Source organism: Microbispora oryzae, from assembly GCF_017896165.1.
Lineage (GTDB): Bacteria > Actinomycetota > Actinomycetes > Streptosporangiales > Streptosporangiaceae > Microbispora > Microbispora oryzae.
Genome location: NZ_JAFCNB010000004.1, coordinates 274,911 through 292,351, shown reverse-complemented (window position 1 = coordinate 292,351; position 17,441 = coordinate 274,911). Strand labels below are relative to the sequence as shown.

16 protein-coding genes are annotated in these 17,441 nt (G+C 71.8%); 9 read left to right on the top strand and 7 right to left on the bottom strand.

The features are described 5' to 3' along the window. Positions 1-38: 38 nt before the first annotated feature. Positions 39-1,214: an amidohydrolase family protein gene (locus JOL79_RS09990; protein WP_230984531.1), complete on the bottom strand. Its 1,176-nt coding sequence runs from the start codon at positions 1,212-1,214 to the stop codon at positions 39-41. A gap of 161 nt (positions 1,215-1,375) precedes the next feature. Continuing rightward, positions 1,376-3,502: an anthranilate synthase component I gene (locus JOL79_RS09985; RefSeq protein WP_210155581.1), complete on the bottom strand. Its 2,127-nt coding sequence runs from the start codon at positions 3,500-3,502 to the stop codon at positions 1,376-1,378. Positions 3,503-3,804: 302 nt separating this feature from the next. Here JOL79_RS09985 and JOL79_RS09980 point away from each other — a divergent pair, with 302 nt between their 5' ends. The 3 genes from JOL79_RS09980 (at position 3,805) to mctP (ending at position 7,349) form a co-directional block, all read left to right on the top strand. Then, positions 3,805-5,412, top strand: a complete 1,608-nt coding sequence (locus JOL79_RS09980) for a CocE/NonD family hydrolase (RefSeq protein WP_307848451.1) — start codon at positions 3,805-3,807, stop codon at positions 5,410-5,412. A 150-nt stretch (positions 5,413-5,562) separates the two neighbouring features. Next, complete coding sequence (locus JOL79_RS09975; protein WP_307848450.1) at positions 5,563-5,766, top strand: DUF3311 domain-containing protein; 204 nt, start codon at positions 5,563-5,565, stop codon at positions 5,764-5,766. After that, positions 5,763-7,349: a monocarboxylate uptake permease MctP gene (gene mctP, locus JOL79_RS09970; RefSeq protein WP_307848448.1), complete on the top strand. Its 1,587-nt coding sequence runs from the start codon at positions 5,763-5,765 to the stop codon at positions 7,347-7,349. Before JOL79_RS09975 ends, mctP begins: the two co-directional genes overlap by 4 nt. Positions 7,350-7,702: 353 nt before the next feature. On the opposite strand, the gene JOL79_RS09965 is transcribed toward mctP, so the two are convergent. Continuing rightward, on the bottom strand, positions 7,703-8,704 hold the full coding sequence (locus tag JOL79_RS09965) for a DMT family transporter (protein WP_230984530.1): 1,002 nt from the start codon (positions 8,702-8,704) through the stop codon (positions 7,703-7,705). Between the two features lie 111 nt (positions 8,705-8,815). On the opposite strand from JOL79_RS09965, the gene JOL79_RS09960 reads away from it, so the two are divergent. Beyond that, positions 8,816-9,355 carry a CGNR zinc finger domain-containing protein gene (locus JOL79_RS09960; protein WP_210155433.1) on the top strand — a complete coding sequence of 180 codons (540 nt, stop codon included), beginning with the start codon at positions 8,816-8,818 and terminating at the stop codon, positions 9,353-9,355. Between the two features lie 33 nt (positions 9,356-9,388). On the opposite strand, the gene JOL79_RS09955 is transcribed toward JOL79_RS09960, so the two are convergent. Together JOL79_RS09955 and JOL79_RS09950 are read right to left on the bottom strand one after the other, a co-directional pair. After that, positions 9,389-10,621, bottom strand: coding sequence for a cytochrome P450 family protein (locus tag JOL79_RS09955; protein WP_210155432.1), 1,233 nt, complete (start codon positions 10,619-10,621; stop codon positions 9,389-9,391). A gap of 266 nt (positions 10,622-10,887) precedes the next feature. Next, positions 10,888-11,271 (bottom strand): histidine kinase dimerization/phospho-acceptor domain-containing protein, encoded by a 384-nt coding sequence (locus tag JOL79_RS09950; RefSeq protein ID WP_210155431.1) that lies wholly within the window; start codon positions 11,269-11,271, stop codon positions 10,888-10,890. 323 nt (positions 11,272-11,594) lie between these two features. Here JOL79_RS09950 and JOL79_RS09945 point away from each other — a divergent pair, with 323 nt between their 5' ends. The 4 genes from JOL79_RS09945 to JOL79_RS09930 all read left to right on the top strand — a co-directional run bounded on the left by JOL79_RS09945 (position 11,595) and on the right by JOL79_RS09930 (position 14,861). Continuing rightward, the gene (locus JOL79_RS09945; protein WP_210155430.1) at positions 11,595-12,956 is read left to right on the top strand and encodes a S8 family peptidase; all 1,362 of its coding nucleotides are present in this window, start codon (positions 11,595-11,597) and stop codon (positions 12,954-12,956) included. Between the two features lie 24 nt (positions 12,957-12,980). Then, positions 12,981-13,355 carry a hypothetical protein gene (locus tag JOL79_RS09940; RefSeq protein ID WP_210155429.1) on the top strand — a complete coding sequence of 125 codons (375 nt, stop codon included), beginning with the start codon at positions 12,981-12,983 and terminating at the stop codon, positions 13,353-13,355. Beyond that, positions 13,352-13,915, top strand: a complete 564-nt coding sequence (locus JOL79_RS09935; RefSeq protein WP_210155428.1) for a P-loop nucleotide/nucleoside kinase family protein — start codon at positions 13,352-13,354, stop codon at positions 13,913-13,915. The genes JOL79_RS09940 and JOL79_RS09935 overlap by 4 nt, the downstream gene beginning before the upstream one ends. A gap of 199 nt (positions 13,916-14,114) precedes the next feature. Beyond that, entirely contained in the window at positions 14,115-14,861 is a 747-nt protein-coding gene (locus JOL79_RS09930) for a dienelactone hydrolase family protein (RefSeq protein WP_210155427.1), read from the top strand. A 97-nt stretch (positions 14,862-14,958) separates the two neighbouring features. On the opposite strand, the gene JOL79_RS09925 is transcribed toward JOL79_RS09930, so the two are convergent. Then, the gene (locus JOL79_RS09925; RefSeq protein ID WP_210155426.1) at positions 14,959-15,972 is read right to left on the bottom strand and encodes an NAD(P)/FAD-dependent oxidoreductase; all 1,014 of its coding nucleotides are present in this window, start codon (positions 15,970-15,972) and stop codon (positions 14,959-14,961) included. A 102-nt stretch (positions 15,973-16,074) separates the two neighbouring features. Here JOL79_RS09925 and JOL79_RS09920 point away from each other — a divergent pair, with 102 nt between their 5' ends. Then, positions 16,075-16,647: a helix-turn-helix transcriptional regulator gene (locus JOL79_RS09920; protein ID WP_210155425.1), complete on the top strand. Its 573-nt coding sequence runs from the start codon at positions 16,075-16,077 to the stop codon at positions 16,645-16,647. Here JOL79_RS09920 and JOL79_RS09915 read toward each other — a convergent pair. Further along, positions 16,644-17,423 carry an ion transporter gene (locus JOL79_RS09915; RefSeq protein WP_210155424.1) on the bottom strand — a complete coding sequence of 260 codons (780 nt, stop codon included), beginning with the start codon at positions 17,421-17,423 and terminating at the stop codon, positions 16,644-16,646. The genes JOL79_RS09920 and JOL79_RS09915 overlap by 4 nt on opposite strands. Between the last annotated feature and the right edge of the window lie 18 nt (positions 17,424-17,441).

Here is a 17,441-nt window from a genome sequence, read left to right as displayed (position 1 = left end):
CGTATCTTTTCGGGTACCCAGGGATGAGCCGGGGGCGGCTAAAGGCGGTAGATCCGGCGGGCGTTGCCGGATCCGATCATGTGGGCCACCCGCTCGGCGTCGGCGGCGCTCCACTCCCCTTCCGCGACGCGCTCGGCGAGCACCCGGGCCAGCCCGAGCCGATGATAGAGCGCGCCGAGGTAGCTCGACTCGGCAGCGCCCCGGCCGCCGGAACCGAACAGCTGCTTGTGGAACGGCACCAGTTCGAGCGTCTCCGCGACGATGCGTGCGGCACCCGCCGCGGCGCGGGCCAGGGCCGGCCCGACGTCCACCAGGACGTTGGGGAACGCGTTCGCGAGGTGACCGGCCTGCCGGTGATGGGGATAGCAGTCGAGGAGCACGACGGGGACCCCCAGCGGCGCGAGCGCCCGGAGGAACCCGGCCAGCGGCGACGGGTCCGCCCGGTGCGCGTCCGGGCCGGGGCCGCCGGCCCCGCAGTGGAGCTGGATGGGCAGGCCGCGCTCCCTCGCCACGTCGACCGCGGCCCACAGCAGGTGCCGCGCGAGCACGGGGTCGTCCAGCCGCCGCTTGGGGTCCGCGATCCGCCGCCCGGCCGCGGCCACCACGCTCCCGCGCGACGGCCGGGAGGGCTCCGCGCCGAGGCCGTACCGGTGGGCGGCGACGGACTTGAGCCCGGCGGCGCGGGCCGCCCGGACGGCCAGTTCCTCCCGCAGCACCGCGGAGTACCGCACTGCGGGCAGCCCCGCTTCCGCGACCTCCTGCTCGATCCGCTCCAGCCGGACGATCTCGTCGGCCGCCGCCCCGGCGAGCCGTCCCGTCTCGGCGGGGGTGAGCCGGCCGGGCCCGTCGTCGCCGGTGTCGACGAGGAACGCCGAGATCCCCGCCTCCCGCAGCATGCGCCGGTTGACCTCGGTCCCGCCGAGCTCGGCCCGGCGGGACAGGTACACGGCGGGCGACGCGTGGGGTGCGAGGCCGAGGACGGGCGCGCACCAGCGCCGCACCGCCGCCCCCACCGGCGTGTCGAAGTGGGTCGTGCCCGGGGGCGCGGGCGCGGCGGACCCCGTGATCAGGAGCTCGAACTCCGACCTCGGGGAGTCGCCGCGGCGCGGGCCCTGGCAGTGATGATCCACCATCGGCGCGAGCAGCGCGGCGCGGACGGCGTCGGGGACGGCCGCGGGGAACGCGTCGTCGAGCATGGTCACCGGCACGGACATGGACCTTACGGCGGCGCCCGGCCGCCGCCCCGCGGCTTTCCCCCGTCTTTACCGCGCTACGTCCTTACCTACGTCCTTGCCGAGCTCCGTCCCTGCCCCGCGACGTCCTTAGCGACGTCCCTACCGCGATCCGGCCGCCCGCGGAGACCGGATCTCCGCCGTCAGGAGCACAGGCGCAGCACGTTGGCGATGATCTTCGCGCCCGCTCCGCCCTCGGTCGTCAGGATCGACTCGGGGTGGAACTGGACGCCGAAGCGCCTGTTGCCGCGGTCCTCGATCGCCATGGCGGCGCCGTCAGGAGTGAAGGCCGTCACCGTGAATCCCTCGACTCCGTGTTCCTTGGCGTGTACCGAGTGGTAGCGGGCGGCGACGAACTCGTCCGGCAGCCCTTCGAGTAGCGCGCTGTCGCCCTGCCGCTTGACCCGGCCACGCTTGCCGTGCTCCGGGTACGGCAGCAGCTCCAGGGTGCCGCCCGCGTGCTCCACCATGGCCTGCAGGCCCAGGCAGACGCCGAAGACCGGCAGGTTCCTGGCGTACAGCGCCTCGATCAGCTTCGAGCAGCCGAAGTCGGACGGCCAGCCGGGGCCGGGCGACAGCACGACGAGCGTCGGCGCGATCTCGCCGAGGGTCTCCGGCGGGAAGCCGTGCCGCAGCGTGACCACCGAGGCGCCCTGCTGACGGAAATAGTCGGCGAGAGTGTTGACGAACGAGTCCTCGTGATCGACCAGCAGCACCGTGTGACCCTCACCCGGCCCGGCGACGGCCTCCGGCGCGGCCGCGGCGGCGGGCGGGTTCGCCACGGCCTCCAGGGCCCGGAGCAGGGCGCTGGCCTTGAGCTCGGTCTCCCGCTCCTCCGCGTCGGGGTCGGAGTCGTAGAGCAGGGTCGCCCCGGCCCGTACGGCCGCGACGCCGTCGCGGATCTGCGCGGTGCGCAACGTCAGGCCGGTGTTCATGGAGCCGTCAAAGCCGATGAAGCCGACCGCGCCGCCGTACCAGCGCCGGGTGGTCTCCTCGTTGTCCTCGATGAACTGCATGGCCCAGGTCTTGGGGGCGCCGGTCACCGTGACGGCCCACATGTGGGTGAGGAACGCGTCTAGCGCGTCGAACTCCGGCCGGAGGCGGCCCTCGATGTGGTCCACGGTGTGGATCAGCCGGGAGTACATCTCGATCTGGCGGCGGCCGATGACCTTGACGCTGCCCGGCACGCAGATGCGGGACTTGTCGTTGCGGTCCACGTCGGTGCACATGGTCAGCTCCGACTCCTCCTTGACGCTGGACAGGAGGGTCCGGATGTTCTCCGCGTCCTCGACCGGGTTGGCGCCGCGGGCGATGGTGCCGGAGATCGGGCAGGTCTCCACCCGGTCGCCGGTCACCCGGACGTACATCTCGGGCGAAGCGCCCACCAGGTGCTCGCCCTGGCCGAGGTTCAGCAGGAACTCGTACGGCGCGGGGTTGCCCGCCCTGAGCGAACGGTAGAACGCGGACGGGTCGGCGCAGGACGAGTGGAACACCTGGCCGGGGACGACCTCGAACAGGTCGCCGCGGACGAACTTGTCCTTGGCCTTGGCGACGATGTCGGCGTAGGCCCCGGCGCGCGGGTTCGGCGGGATGCTCGCGGGGGTGACCGGCGGGATCGTCTCGCCGGTCCGGGGCAGGCCGCGGGTGGAGACGCCGTCGACGGTGAACTCGTAGGTGACCTCGGTGCTGGTCTCGCGCACGCGGTCGATCACGACGAGGCGGTCGGGCAGATGCAGGACGAGGTCGCGCTGGTCGTCCGGCCGCTCCAGGCGGTAGCGGATGGGCTCGAACTGGAAGGCGAGGTCATAGCCGAAGGCGCCGTAAAGCCCGAGGTGGGGGTCGTCTCCCCGGAAGGCGGCGATGATCTCACGGATGGCGGTGAACACGGTGGGGCGGCGGCTGCGCATCTCCTCGGGCAGCAGGTCGGCCGACTCCGGCACGTGCACCTCGGCGAACCCGGCGTCCGGCGCGCCGACCGCCTCCCCCGCAGCCAGCAGGCACGCGGTCACCACCGGCAGCACGACACGCCCCCGGTCGTTCAGCGCCCGGGCGGAGATCCGCCTCCCCCGCGCCACGATCTCCAGGCAGGGGTCCACATATCCGAAGGCCCATCTGCTGTATCTGCCGGGATAGTCCATCCCGGACGAGAACGCCCCGCCCCTGCGCGTTCCCAGCGACGTCACGATCTCCTCGAGCGCCGCCTCGGGCACCTCGCGCACGCCGCGCTCGACCGCGATGCCGCCGGCCGTGGTGTATTCGCCGATCTCCACTATGTCCACGCCCCTTTAAGTCGTATGCCCCGGGGGCGGACACATAGAAGGCCGCCTCTCGGGGCGGCCGTTCACCGTTGCTCGCTGATGCGAAAACGCCGCCTGCTAGCGGCGCCACCACTGGGAAGGTGCGGGAGTTCGCATGTGGCAAGGGTAGCGGCGGGTGTCGGGGTCATGCAATCCACCTCGGCGGGCGCCGCCGCGAATAGATATTCTGTTACTGGCGAGTAAAGCGGGGTATTTCATCACATACCTCCGGGAGAAGGAGGGGGGGTATGGTCGACCTGCCCGTTCGTCTGCCAGTGAGACGCGGGCGCCGCGGGCCCGGCGGCCCGTTCCGCCGGGTGCGGGTGCGGCGTGATGTGCCCGTCCCCATGCCCGACGGCGTGGTGCTGCTGGCCGACCATTACACCCCGGTCGGTGCCGAGCGTCCGCCGACCGTGCTCATCCGCTCCCCGTACGGCCGGGCCGGGCTGATCGGCTGGATGTACGGGTGGACCTTCGCCCGGAGCGGGTTCCAGGTCGTCCTGCAGAGCTGCCGCGGCGGCTTCGGCTCGGGCGGGCGGCTCGACCCGCTGGCGGACGAGCACGGCGACGGCCTGGCGACGGTCGAGTGGCTGCGCCGCCAGCCCTGGTACGGCGGGCGCCTCGCCATGCACGGGCCCTCCTACCTCGGCTACGCCCAATGGGCGATCGCCGCGGAGGTGCCCGATCTGCGGGCCATGGCGACGCAGGTCACCGCCTCATGTTTCCGCGACGCCGCCTACGTCGGGGGCGCGTTCGCGCTGGAGTCGACCCTGATCTGGACCACCCTCACCGCGCAGCTGGACGGCCGGCTCGGTGGCATGGCGGCGTTCACCGCCCCCCGGCGCACCCGGCGCGCCCTGCTGACCGGACGGCCGCCGCACGAACTCGACGTGCTGTCGGCCGGCCGGCCGCTCCCCTTCTTCCGCGAACTGCTCGATCACCACGCCGGCCCCTCGGCGTACTGGGACCGGCGGGACTTCTCCGCCTCGGTGGGGCAGGTCACGGCGGAGGTCACCATGACCGGCGGCTGGTACGACGTGTTCCTGCCCTGGCAGCTGAACGACTACGCGGCGCTGCGGGCCGCCGGGCGGCGGCCCTACCTCACGATCGGGCCCTGGTATCACGCGGACGTCCGGCACGGGCGGGCCGCCACGGCGGACGCGGTGGCCTGGTTCCGCGCCCATCTGCTTGACGACCCCTCCGGTCTGCGGGCGGCGCCGGTCCGGCTGTACGTCACGGGCGCGGGAGAGTGGCGCGACTTCCCGGACTGGCCCGTGCCCGAGGCCCGGACGCGGCGATGGCACCTGCAGCCGGGCCTCGCGCTCTCCACCGACGCCCCGGCCGAGTCCGAGCCCGACCGATACCGGTTCGACCCGGCGCACCCGACTCCTGTGGTCGGCGGGCCGGTGCTGATCGGCGACTCCGAGCCCCGCGACAACCGGCGGCTGGAGGCCCGGCGTGACCTTCTCGTCTACACCTCCTCCCCCCTCGCCGCCGACACCGATGTGATCGGCCCGGTGACGGCCGAGATCTACGCCCGGACCAGCCGGGCGTACACCGACCTCGTGGTACGGATCTGCGACGTGCACCCCGGCGGGGCGTCGATGAACGTCTGCGAGGGGGTGCGCCGGCTCACCCCAGCCGACCCCGCCGACGAGGACGGCGTGCGCCGGGTGACGGTGGACCTGTGGCCGGTGGCGCACCGGTTCCGCCGCGGCCACCGGATCCGGGTCCACGTCGCCAGCGGCGCCTACCCCCGCATCGCCAGGAACCCCGGCACCGGCGCGCCGCTGTCCGACGGCGCCGGCCCTATGCTCCCCTCCGAGCAGGAGATCCTGCACGATCCCGGCCATCCGTCCGCGGTGCTGCTGCCGATCGTGTGATCCCCGGAGACCGATCACCCGGCGGGCGGAGTGGTGATCGGCGACACCCGGCGCACCGACCCGACCGTTCGGCGATCAATCGCGCCGATCTCCACGGCGGGAGCTTACGCTGCGGCGTCGACTCCCTGCCTGCGAGATTGGAGAGAGTGCGTGACCACCCCCCGCACGGATCGCAGCCACTGGAACTGGCTGCTCCTGCTGCCGATCGCGATACCGCTCATCCCGGCGCTCTACAACGCGGTGGAGCCCCGCCTCTTCGGCATACCGCTGTTCTACTGGCTGCAACTGGCCTTCATCATCATCGGCGTGGCGACCACCACCCTCGTCTACCGCATGACGAGGAGGAACGGGTGACCACCGAGATCGTCGTCTTCGCCGTCCTCTTCCTGCTGGTCAGCGGGATGGGGTTCGTCGCCTCCCGCTGGCGGCGCCCCGACAACCTCGACACCCTGCACGAATGGGGCCTCGGCGGGCGCAGCTTCGGCAGCTGGGTCACGTGGTTCCTGGTCGGCGGCGACCTCTACACCGCGTACACCTTCGTCGCCGTCCCCGCCCTCCTGTTCGGCGCGGGCGCGATGGGCTTCTTCGCCCTGCCGTACACGATCGTGACCTATCCGATCGCCATGCTCGTGCTCATCCGGCTGTGGTCGGTCTCCCACGTGCACGGCCTGGTCACCCCGGCCGACTTCGTGCGGGCCCGGTTCGGCTCTCCCACGCTGGCGCTGCTGATCGCGATCACCGGAATCGTCGCGACCATGCCGTACATCGCGCTGCAGCTCGTCGGCATCGAGGCCGTCCTGAAGACGATGGGGGTGACCGGCGACCTGCCGCTCATCATCGCCTTCGCGATCCTCGCCGCGTACACCTACCAGTCGGGCCTGCGTGCCCCGGCGCTGATCGCGTTCGTCAAGGACGCGCTGATCTACCTGGTCATCCTGGTGGCCATCATCTACATCCCGGCCAAGCTCGGCGGCTGGGGGTCGATATTCGACACCGTGCAGGCGAAGTTCGACGCCACACCGGCGCCGGGCGACGGCATCCTGCTCAACGCGAACAACCAGCTGCAGTACGTGACGCTCGCGCTGGGCTCGGCGCTGGCGCTGTTCCTCTACCCGCACAGCGTCACCGGCATCCTGGCCTCGCGCAGCCGCGACGTGATCAAGCGGAACATGTCCGCGCTGCCGGCCTACAGCCTGGTGCTCGGTCTCATCGCCCTGCTCGGTTACATGGCGATCGCGGCCGGGATCAAGCCGATCGGCACGGACGTCAACACCGTCGTCCCGCAGCTGTTCGAGAAGCTGTTCCCCGACTGGTTCGCCGGCGTGGCGTTCGCCGCCGTCGGCATCGGCGCGCTCGTGCCCGCCGCGATCATGTCGATCGCCGCCGCGAACCTGTTCACCCGGAACATCTACCGCGAGTATCTCAAGCCGGACGCCACCGACGCGCAGGAGGCCTCGGTCAGCAAGATCGCGTCGCTGGTGGTGAAGGTCGGCGCGGTGCTGTTCATCCTGCTCATCGACCCTCAGTTCTCCATCGACCTGCAGCTCATCGGCGGCGTGATCATCCTGCAGACCCTTCCGTCGGTCGCGCTGGGCCTGTTCACCCGCTGGTTCCACCGGGGCGGCCTGATCGCGGGCTGGATCGCGGGCATGGGCTCCGGACTGCTGATGCTCTACAACATCGCCAACCCTGCCACCAAGCACGACCACTTCGGCGGTTCGGCCTTCCCGTTGGCCAAGCTCGGCCTGGACACCAAGATGACGATCTATGCCGGCTTCCTCGCGCTGATCGTCAACCTGATCGTGGCCGTGCTCGGCACGCTGATCGCCCGTGCGATGGGCAGCGCCGACGGGCCGGACGCCACCAGCCCGCACGACTACGTCGCGGAGCGCGGCGACCCGAGCGTCCACGACCTGGAGGTCACCAGCTCCACCTGACCCCGTACGGCGGCCGCGGCCGTGATCCGTGGCGGATGATCCATGGCGACGATCCATAGTGGTGAAGCGCGGTGGTGAACCTCCGTGGCGAACCGCGGCCGGCGCACGGCTGTGAGCGGGCGCACCGCACGATCGGCCCACACTCCGGGGCTGATCGTGCGGTGCTCTTTTCATTCCGGCTCCCGCCTGGGTGCGCGGGCGTCGCGGTGGTCGCGGCTTGCCGCGGGGCGGTCGATGGCGGGACAGCCCGGCTCTGGATCGACGACGTTGGGTCCGGACCGACGCGCGCGGGCCGCCTGCCGCCGCCCGTGCGTGTGGTTAGGGGTGGGTACGCGTGAGTGGGTGGGCAGAGCTCACTTCCGGCCGGTGAGCAGGACGCCGGCGCCGCCGAGCACCAGACCGGTGATCGCCATAGGGCTCAGTGTCTGCCCGATGACGATCCAGGAGAGCAGTGCGGTGACGGCGGGCGTCAGGAAGAAGAGGGTGCCGACCCGGCTCGCCGCCTGCTTGCGCAGCATCGTGTTGAGCAACAGGAACGTTCCCACCGAATTGATCAGGACGATCCACGCGAGGGAAGCGCTGAACGCGCCCCAGTCGCTGACCCGCTGGTCCTCCAGCAGCAGTGAGAGCAGGCCGACGACCGGCGCGCTCACGAGGAAGTGCACGGCGGTGCTGCTCCGGACGTCGGTGCCCTGGGTGAACCGCTTCTGGTAAACGGTGCCAAGGCTCAGTCCGAGCAACCCGAGGAAAGACAGCAGCACCGCGGTGAGGGAGACGCTCAACTGCCCGACGACGGCCATGCCGACCCCTACCGCGCCGACGGCGAAGCCGAGCCACTGGCTTCGGTTGATCTTCTCGCCGAGCACGCCGCCCGCGAGCAGGGCGATGATCACGGGATTGAATCCCTGGATCAGCGCCACCACCCCGCCAGGCAGACCGGCGCCGATCGCGTTGTAGAAGGCGCCGAACTGGACGGCCTGCATCAGCAGGCCGACGACGATCACGTGCAGAAGGAGCCGCCCGCGCGGCCACGGCGACCGGGAGAACAGGGCGATCAGCGTCAGCAGCACGCCCGCCACGGCGAACCGGGCGAACGTGAGCATCAGCGGCGGGGCCGCGTCGGTGCCGAACACCGCCGCGATGAAGGCGCTGCTCCACAGCACCACGAACACCGCGGGAACGGTCAGCGACAGCCACTGCGGTGCTCGATCCGGCCGCGTGCCGCCCGGCATGACCGGGGTGGCCGGCGTGGCGGGGGCGGCCGGGGCGGGGGGAACGGCCGGGTCTTCGGAAGCCTCGGGGGGAGAGGAAGGCACGGAAGGCACGGCCAGTTCGATGTCTTCACCATGGGACATGGAGGTGATCCTCACACACCTTTAACCACCTAGTGTGGTTACGGGTCATGTTAGGCCTCACGTATCACCCGAGGCAACCGGTCAATACGGTTACGTAGTTATGCTGAAGCGATGAAGTTCGCATTCGTCAGCGGCCATCCGGCCCTGGACTTCGCCGGCACCGTTCAGCACCGGCGCAGCGATGCCAACGACCTCCTGGCGACACCCGAGGATCTGTCCGCCTGGGCGGCGGCTTCGGACCTCGTGGACACGCCGGAACCCGCCGACGCGGCCGGACTCGCCCAGGCCGTACGGTTACGGGAGGCGATCTACCGGCTCGCGTACGCCCGCTCTGTCGGCAGCCCGTACGACCCGGCCGACTGCGCGCTGCTGACCGGCGAGGCGGCCGGGGCGCGGATCCGGCTCGAACTGCTTCCCGACGGGACTCTCCGGCGTGCCGGGAGCGTCCAGGCCGTGCTGGCCACGCTGGCCAGTTCCGCCGTGGAACTGCTCGCGGCCCCGCCCGCACTCGTGATCAAGGAATGCACGGCGGAGCCGTGCACCCGGCTGTACCTGGACCGGTCTCGCCGCGGTTCCCGCCGGTGGTGCGACATGGGCGGGTGCGGCAACCGGGCGAAGGCGGCGAAGTTCAGGGAGCGCCACGCCCCCTGACCCGGTCCCCGAGTGCGGACCGGGGCCGACGGCTCAGCGCAGTTGGACGGGCAGAGCGGTGAGGCCATTCATGATCATGGAGCCCGCTCGGGTGAGACTGTCGTCCGGCACGGCCAGGCGCATGCGGGGGAAGCGGTCGAGGAGCGTGGCGAACGCGATACGCGCCTCCACGCGGGCGAGCGGCGCGCCGACGCAGTAGTGGATGCCGTGCCCGAAGGCCACATGGGTGGGGGCTGCGCGGGTGATGTCCAGCGTGTCGCCCTCCGCGTAGAGAGCCGGGTCGCGGTTGGCGGCCAGGAGAGAGACGATCACCGGCACCCCTTCGGGGATCGTCACGCCCCCGACCTCGACCGGCTCCGTCGTCCGGTACGGCAGGGTGTTCTGCAACGGCCCGTCGTGGCGCAGGAGTTCCTCGATCGCCGGCTCAAGCAGCGCGGGCCGCTCTCGGAGCAGGGCGAGCTGGCCGGGGTTGGCGAGCAGGGCGCGCACGCCGTTGCCGATCAGGTTGACGGTCGTCTCGTGGCCCGCGACCACCAGGAGGAAGATCATCGAGGTCAGCTCGTCCTCGGTCAAGCCCTCCCCGTCGTCGCGGACGGCGATCAGGTCGGAGAGCAGGTCGTCCAGCGGGGAGCGCCGCTTCTCCTCGATCAGCTCCCGCGAGAAGCGCAGCATCGCCGCCGCGGCCTCGGCGAACTCCTCGAAGCTGAAGATGCCCGGAGCCACCAGGGGCGCCGTCCACGCGCGGAAGTCCGCCCTGGACTCCTGGGGGATGCCGATCAGGTCACAGATCACGCCGATCGGGAGAGGGAACGCCAGCGCCGAGATGAGGTCGACCGTCTCCTCGCCCTCGACGGCGTCGAGCAGTTCGTCCGTCATCCGCTGGATCCGCGGGACGAGCTTTTCGACCCGGCGGCGGGTGAAGGCGGCCGTCACCAGCTTGCGCAGCCGCACGTGGTCGGCACCGTCACTGCTCAGCATGTGCGTGAAGATGCCGCGCGCGACCTCTTCGGGCAGCTCACGGGCGTAGACGGCGGCCTGCCAGCCGCCCTTGACCAGCCGTGGGTCCGACAACAGCGCCCGCGCCTCCGCGTGCCCGGTCACCAGCCACGCCGTCACCCCGGTGGGCGTCGTGATCTGGTGCACCGGCCCATCGGCCAACAGGGCCGCGTAGACCTCGTGCCGGTCGTCGCCGTTGACCGCGGTGAAGGGACTCGCCGCCGTCCACGCCGGAGCAGCGGACAGATCGGTCTCCACGGTTTCGGTCATTCGTCTTCCCCCAGTGATTCGAAAACGGCCGTGGGGAGACGAGCGATCACCCCCCGGTTGACCACATCGGAAGACCATAGCAGCACGAATCAGACAGATCTCGGCGGTCTATTGAGGCTCACAGGTCACGGCTGCCCCACGGCCCCACCTCCGAGGCGTCCCAGCCGACGTGGCGGCGTCGCGTCAGGTCGCGGGCGATCGCGGCGGCGCGGCGGGGTCGTGACTGGGTCGCGGCGGGGGTCGCGGCGGGTCCGACCAGGGTCGGCTCAGCAGTCGCGGCAGGGGTCGGAGCAGGGACCGGGGCAGGATTCGCCCGAGCGGCAGTCGTGCGCGCCGTCGTACGGCCCGTCGTACGGTTCCCGCCGGGTGAGGGCGCGCAGTCCGGCCACGATCTCCTCCGCCCGGTCGACGCTGGGCAGCACCCGGTCCAGCAGATCGGGCACGTCGGTCCTGCGGATGTCGAGGGCGGCCTCCTCCAGCAGGGCCCGCAGCGCCGCGACGGGTCCGCGCAGCTCATGCAGCAGGTCCGCGACAGACAGGTCCGTGAAAGACAGGTCCGCGACAGACAGACCGGCATCGGACGGGGCAGCGGACCGGGCAGCGGCGGACGGGGTGTCCGCGGGCAGCTCCGCGACAGGCAGGGCACCCATTGGGAGAGCACCCACGGGGAGGGCACCCACGGGCACGGCGGCCTGCCACCGGCGCTTCCCGAACGGTTCGCCCGGTCCCGGATCCACAAACCTCAGCATGACCCCACCCCCGCCCGCCGGGCCCCGCTGTCCCGCCCGGCGCGCGAGCCGGGACGGACCGGCGTCCGGCGTTGCCGAAAACCTTCCTACTCCTTATACGGACAGCCGGATGCGGAAGGTTGCATGGCCATGCTGTAGCCCAACCGCGCGGAACCGGTGGACGGCGCCCGCCGCATGACGCATCGTTGTGACGTAAGGTAAACGACAAGTCACGGAGCGAATCGGTGCGCGTACTCATCCAGCTGCGTCCCTCCCCCGACCTGGTGGCCGCCGTCGCGGACCCCACGGTGGTGGCCACGACCGCGGACGTGGCGGACGATCTGCCGGGAGTGGTCCTCGACCAGTCGTACACGCCGGTGGCGGTGCCCCGTCCGGTTCCCGTTCTCCCCGGGGGCGACCCGCTGTCCCTGAACCAGCCGCTGGCGTTCTCGCTGGCGCCGCGCGACGCGTCGGTGGTGGTCCGGGGCGAGATCGCCGACGACGAGATCTCCAGACGCGTCTCGCTGCTACCCGCGACGCACCGGGACGTCGTCGCCGTGTACGCCGATCCCGCCATCGCGACCACCCCGGCCTGCGGCGGGGACGGCCCGGTGGGCGACTGGCACGACGTCCGGCGGCTGCTGCGGGCCGATCAGCTCGCCGCCGAGGGCCTCGACGGGAGCGGAGTGGCCCTGGCCATCACCGACACCGGGATCAACGCCGGTCACCTGTCGTCCGTGCTGGGCCGCGAGGTGTCCGTCGACGGCTCCCGGAGCTGGAATCCGGCGGGGGTCCGGGGGCAGGCCGGCGGTTTCGCGGTGGACCACGGCACCATGTGCGCCTTCGACTCGCTGATCGCGGCGCCGCAGGCGTCGCTCGTCGACATCCCGGTGCTGCTGTCCCGCCGCCGGGGCGGGACCACGCTCGACGGCCTGCTGTCCGACGCGATCGCGGCGTACGCGCACCTGCGGACGGTGCTGGAGACCCAGCCGGACGAGTCGCGGGCGCTGGTGATCAGCAACAGCTGGGGATCGTTCTCCCCCGAGTGGGACTTCCCGCCGGGCCATCCGGGCAACTACTCCGACAACCCCGCGCACCCGTTCAACCTCATGGTCGACAGCCTCGCCGAGGCGGGGGCCGACGTCCTGTTCGCCGCGGGCAACTGCGGCCGGGACTGCCGCGACCGCCGCTGCGCCTATCCGGACCGGCCGATCGTGGGAGCCAACTCCCATCCCCGCGCGCTGTCCGTCGGCGGCGTCGACACCACCGGCGAGCGGGTCGGCTACTCCTCCCAGGGCCCGGGAAGGCTCACCGAGCGCAAACCGGACCTCTGCGCGTACACCCATTTCGCGGGTTCTGGCGCGTTCGGCGACGGTGAGCCCGACTCGGGCACCTCGGCCGCCTGCCCGGTGGCGGCCGGCCTCGTCGCGGCGATCCGCACCCGCTGGCCTGCGACCGTGCTCTCGCCGAGCCAGCTGCGGACCCTGCTCCGCCGGACCTCCGATGATCGCAGTCACGTAGGCTACGACTACGACTACGGGTACGGCGTGGTGGACGCCGCCGGCGTCGTCGCGGCCCTGCGGAGGAGGGCGGCGAAGGCGGCCTGAGACCAGCCGAGCGAGGGGGCGGGCATGACGGGCGTTCTCATCACCGTGCGGCTCCCGCCCGGGGCGACCCTCGATTCGGCCCTGCGCGAGCTCGGCCTGGACACGGACGAGGTCGACGTCGAGTACGGCCTCGTGCCGGTCGATCCCGTACGCGGCCTGTACGCGATGCGCGTCACGGAGAGCGCCGGCCACCGGATCGCCGAGGCCCGGATCGCCGGAGCCCGGGCCGCGGCGGAGCCGGTGAAGCCACCAGGCTCCTCAGGCCGGCCGAGCCCCTCAGGCCCATCGGGCCCGCCGGGCGCTGCGACCGATACGGCGGATACGGCGGATGACGGAACGGGCCAGGTGGGCGGTCCGTACGCCGACCCGCCCATCGAGCCGTACGGACCGCCGCGGTGACCGTCCCCTGCTGGGTGGTCTCGGGGCCACCCGGGGCGGGCAAGTCGACGGTCTGCTCGCTGCTGCTGGCCCGTCTCGACCCTGTCCCCGCCCTGCTCGACAAGGACACGATGTACGGCGGCTTCGTGGCCGCCACCCTCTTCGCGCACGGCCGCCCGCCCGGCGAACGGGAGGGCCCCTGGTACGACGAGCACATCAAGCGCTTCGAGTACGACGGGATGACGGCGACGGCCCGGCAGATCCGGTCCCACGGCTGCCCGGTGATGCTGGGCGGCCCGTTCACCTCCCAGGTCCACGACGCCGCCCGGTGGCGGGCCTGGGTCGAGGAGCTTGGCGGGCCCGGGGTGCGCCTGCTCTGGATCAGGTCTGACGGGCCGACCCTTCGGGAGCGCCTGCTGAGCCGCGGGCTCGGCCGCGACTCGGGCAAGCTCGACCGGTTCGGCGACTACCTCACGGCCATCCGGGTCGACGAACCTCCCGTGGTGCCGCACGTCGAGATCGACAACCGGATCGGCGCCCCACCCATCGAGGCTCAGCTCGACGCGCTCCTGACCGGCTGAGCGAGCAGACGCGCGGCCGGTGCCGTCACTCGGTGCCGTAATAGGGCGACGCCTGGGACGTCTGTGATACGTTTTGCGCCGCCATGCGTCGCCGCGAACCGAGGAGGTGAGACCGATCAACGCTTTGACAGATCGGGGCTCCCTCACCCGCATGGTCTAGGGAGCCCCGCAGCAGGCATCCCGAAAGGCGTGAAACGCTTTGCGCTTCATCTCCCAGACGTCGTCGGACGGCGTCACCGAACAGCTGTTCACCCTCGGCGAGCTACCCGGCGTGTTGTGGACGCCGGACGACCGCGCCGGGACCCGTCCCCTGATCCTCATGGGCCACGGCGGCGGGCAGCACAAGAAGGCCCCGGGCGTCGTCGCCCGCGCGCTTCGCCTGGTCACCGAGGGCGGTTTCGCGGTGGTCGCGGTCGACGCGCCCAACCACGGCGACCGGCCGAAAACCGAGGAGTTCGCCCGGGTCGTGGCCGGGTTGCGGGCCGGTGTGACCGCGGGTGAGGACATCGCCCCGCATCTCGCCGCCATGCACACGCTTCTGGCGGAGCAGGCCGTCCCGGAATGGCAGGCGGTCGTGACGGCGGTTCAGGAGCTCGACTTCGTCGGCGCCGGCCCGGCGGGCTACTGCGGCATGTCGATGGGCTGCGGGCTCGGCGTCCCCTTCGTCGCCGCCGAACCCCGGATCCGCGCGGCGGTGCTCGGCCTGCTCGGCGTGCACGGCCTGGCCGAGACCGCCGCCCGGATCACGGTCCCGGTGCGGTTCCTGCTCCAGTGGGACGACGACAGGGTGCCGCGGGCCCAGGGCCTCGCGCTGTTCGACGCTCTGGCGTCGGCCGACAAGACGTTGCACGCCAATCCGGGCAAGCATGAGGAAGTCCCCGAGTTCGAGACGGGCAGCGCGGTGCGATTCCTCACCCGGCACCTCGGCCAGGCCACCGTCTCGTGATCCGCGGCGCGCCGGCGGGGGGGCCCCCCCCCCGCGCCCCCCGCGGGCGCGCGAGTGGGGGCCTGCGCTCGCAGGAGGCCGGGGTGCGTGCGGGGTTTCAGGCGGGTCCGCCGCCCGGCTGTGCGGCGGCGAGGGCCGCCTCGGTGTCCGCGGCGGCCAGGTCGGCGTTCATGTGGGCGCCGGCCAGGGCGCCGGCCGCGGCGGAGGCGCCGACCTGGGCCATCAGGTCGGTGGCGTTGCCGGCCACCCATACGCCCGGCACGTCAGTGGTGCCGGCCACGCCGGCCGCGAAGCCGCGGCCCATGCCGCCGGGCAGATCCGTCATCGGCAGGCCGAGCCCTTCCAGGCCCTCGGTGCGGGCCCGCAACCGGGTCGCGACCGCGAGGACCCGCCGCGGCACCAGCCGCCCGCCGCTGAGACGCACTCCCGCGACGGTGCCGTCCTCGGCGGTCACGACCCTGTCCACCTGGGCGTCGACGACCTCGATGCCGCGTACGGCGAAACGCGCTCGCGTGTCCGCGCCGAGCTCGGTTCCGCGGGTGAAGTAGACGAGATCGTCGGTCAGCTGGCGGAACAGCAGCGCGTGATGGATGGAGGCCGGGCCCGTCGCGAGGATTCCGATGGGCTCGTCGCGTACCTCCCAGCCGTGGCAGTACGGGCAGTGCACGACGCCGTGCCCCCAGTGCTCGGCGAGGCCGGGAACCTCGGGCAACGTGTCGCGCAGGCCGGTCGCCACCAGCAGACGGCGCGCCGTCAGGGTGCGGCCGTCTGCCAGGGTGACGCTGAAGCGCGGGTCGCCCCACTCGGCTGGGGTGGCCGGGCGGGCGGAGGTCACTTCGCCGCCCACGACGAGGCCGCCGTAGCGGCGCACCTCCTCGCGGCCGACGCGCAGCAGCTCAGCCGGCGGGGTGCCGTCCAGACCGAGCAGGCCGTGCACGCCGTCGGCGGGTGCGTTACGGGGATCGCCACTGTCGATCACGACGACCGAGCGGCGGGAGCGGGCGAGCATCAGCGCGCCGTTCAGACCAGCGGCGCCTCCGCCGATCACCACCGCGTCGACGGTCTCGCCCGGCAGGCGGTCGGTCGCGTTCGCGACGGTCGTCACAGCCATGGTGTTCGCAGCCTTTCGTTCATGCGGCCCAGGCCGGGTGCCAAGGGGCCGTACACGAAGGACGGTAACCACGCCTTGCGAATAAAGCATAGAATCTTGCCTATGACGCAAGACAATGACGACCTGGACGGCCTGGTACGCAAGAGGATCCGCGCTCTGCGGGTGGCTCAGGGCTGGTCACTGGAAGAGCTGGCCACCCGCGCCAAGCTCAGCCAGTCGACCCTGAGCCGCATCGAGAACGGCCGGCGCCGCCTCGCTCTGGACAGCCTCGTCACCCTCGCCCGCGCCCTGGACACCTCGCTGGACCAGCTCGTCGAGACCGCCACAGACGACGTCATCACCAGCCCGGTGATCGACAGTGCCCACAGTCTGATGCACTGGCCCATAAAGGCGGATCCGAGCGTGACGGTCGTGCGTCAGCGCCTGACCGAGCCGCCACCCGGCGGCCCCGCACGCATGCGCGCTCATCCCGGCCGCGAATGGTTTGTCGTCCTGTCCGGCGCCGCCGTGCTCCTGCTGGGCGACCGGCGCTTCCGGGTCGAGACCAATCAGGCGGCGGAGTTCCCCACGATGCTCCCGCATGCCATCGGCGCCGCGGGCGCACCGTGTGAAATCCTGGGCGTCTTCGACCGCGACGCCCGCCGCGGCCACCGGCCCACCGCCCAGGAGCCCTAGGACGGGACCCGGTCGGCCAGCAGGTCGCGCAGGCCGCGGATCTCCGCGCGGAGCGCGGCCACCTCCTCGAGGACCGACCTCTCCTCCTGCTGGCTCTCCTCCCGCTGCTCCTCCTCCATGGCGCTCACCACGACCGCGATGAAGAGGTTGAGCACGACGAACGTGCACACCAGCACGAACACCACGAAGTAGATCCAGGCCGTCGCGTGAGTGCGCATCAGCTCTCTGGTGATCTCCGACCAGCCATCCCCGGTCATCACCTGGAACAGGGTGAACAGCGCGGTGGGCAGGTCGCCGAAGTAGTCCGGGGAGGCCGCGCCGTACAGCTTGACCCCCATGACCGCGGCGACGTAAAGCACCAGGCCGAGCAGCACGACGATCGAGGTCATCCCGGGGACGGCGGTGAGCAGCGCGGAGACCACCCGGCGCAGCGAGGGCACCACCGAGATCAGCCGCAGCGCCCGCAGGACGCGCAGGGCCCGCAGCACGGACAGGCCCCCGGCCGTGGGCAGGAACGAGAAACCGATGATGATCGCGTCGAAGACGTTCCAGGGGTCGCGGAGGAAGCGCAGCCGCTGGACGTAGATTTTGGCCAGCAGCTCGGCGACGAACAGGTAGAGGGCGACGTGGTCGGCCACGTGGAGCGCCGTGCCGTACCGGGCCAGCGCCTGTGCCGATGTCTCGATGCCCAGCGTGGCGGCGTTGAACACGATCACGCCGATGATCACGTACTGGAAACGTCGCGATTCGATCACGAGGCGGACGCGCTCGCGCACAGCTGCTCCCCCAGTTAG

Excerpts from the sequence above, each read along its gene's own strand:
- JOL79_RS09990 (WP_230984531.1), bottom strand. The coding sequence starts at position 1,214 with ATGTCCGTGCCGGTGACCATGCTCGACGACGCGTTCCCCGCGGCCGTC.
- JOL79_RS09965 (WP_230984530.1), bottom strand. The coding sequence starts at position 8,704 with ATGTCCCATGGTGAAGACATCGAACTGGCCGTGCCTTCCGTGCCTTCC.
- JOL79_RS09960 (WP_210155433.1), top strand. The coding sequence starts at position 8,816 with ATGAAGTTCGCATTCGTCAGCGGCCATCCGGCCCTGGACTTCGCCGGC.
- JOL79_RS09955 (WP_210155432.1), bottom strand. The coding sequence starts at position 10,621 with ATGACCGAAACCGTGGAGACCGATCTGTCCGCTGCTCCGGCGTGGACG.
- JOL79_RS09950 (WP_210155431.1), bottom strand. The coding sequence starts at position 11,271 with ATGGGTGCCCTGCCTGTCGCGGAGCTGCCCGCGGACACCCCGTCCGCC.
- JOL79_RS09940 (WP_210155429.1), top strand. The coding sequence starts at position 12,981 with ATGACGGGCGTTCTCATCACCGTGCGGCTCCCGCCCGGGGCGACCCTC.
- JOL79_RS09925 (WP_210155426.1), bottom strand. The coding sequence starts at position 15,972 with ATGGCTGTGACGACCGTCGCGAACGCGACCGACCGCCTGCCGGGCGAG.
- JOL79_RS09920 (WP_210155425.1), top strand. The coding sequence starts at position 16,075 with ATGACGCAAGACAATGACGACCTGGACGGCCTGGTACGCAAGAGGATC.